General features: G+C 64.0%; 1 protein-coding gene. It reads right to left on the bottom strand.

The features are described from left to right. Positions 1 to 763: IS110 family transposase (locus CVA01_RS12865; RefSeq protein ID WP_141331241.1), on the bottom strand; the 763-nt coding region annotated here is incomplete at its 3' end. Positions 764 to 869: the final 106 nt, after the last annotated feature.

Raw genomic sequence — 869 nt, forward strand, 5'->3', positions numbered from 1 at the left:
GCGCCTTCAACGACTTGATGTTCGTCGCCAGCATCGGGATCGCCACCTCTGCCGCCGCGGTGCCGGGCACCGTGACGGTCTGTGCATCCAGGGCATTGAAGATGTCGTCGACCAGCCGGTCCGGATTCTTCTTGGCATGGTTGCGCGCCCAGGTCAGCACCCGATTCTTGCCTGACTTCTTCAGCTTCGTCGGCCCGCCGTAGTGGATCAGCAGTTCCAGGACGAACGGGCGCTGGATCACATCCCCGGGCAGGACCCGTTCCAGCGAGGGGTAGATCTGCACCAGGATGCTGCGCAGTCGATTGATGGTTCGGGTGCAGTCGCGGGCGATGTCATCATCGAGCCCGGAGAGCATCTTGAGTGCCGACAGGACCTCGTCATTGCGGTCGACCGCCCTCAGTGTGTGAGGCATCGTGCGGGCGGTGTTGGCGATGATGAACGCATCGCGGGGGTCAGTCTTCGACTGTCCGGGGTACAGGTCGGCGGCTTTTCGCATCGCCAGGCCGGGCAGGTAGGCGACCCCGCAGTCGGTGGCACGGGCCACCGCGACCGGCAGGGCGCCGATGGTGTTGGGCTGATCGACGATCAGCAGGACCCGTCCATGGGTCTTGAGCTGGTCGAACAGCGCGGTGAGCTGCGCTTCGTCCTGCGGCAGAGGTTTGTCGTGCACCTTGGAGCCGTCGGTGAGTAGCGCGCAGCCGTGATGGGCGGTCTTTCCGACGTCCAGTCCGAGGTAGACGTCGTAGCTGGTGGTGTCTTCCATGATCGTTCCCCTCCTTCAGTCGGGGGAGGTCGTGGTGGATTGTGGTGGAAGATCGCTGGTCTAGACACTCGTCGCGGGCACCCACGTTACGAAGAGACTTCACCGG

Source organism: Corynebacterium variabile, assembly GCF_006539825.1.
GTDB classification, from domain to species: Bacteria; Actinomycetota; Actinomycetes; order Mycobacteriales; family Mycobacteriaceae; genus Corynebacterium; species Corynebacterium variabile.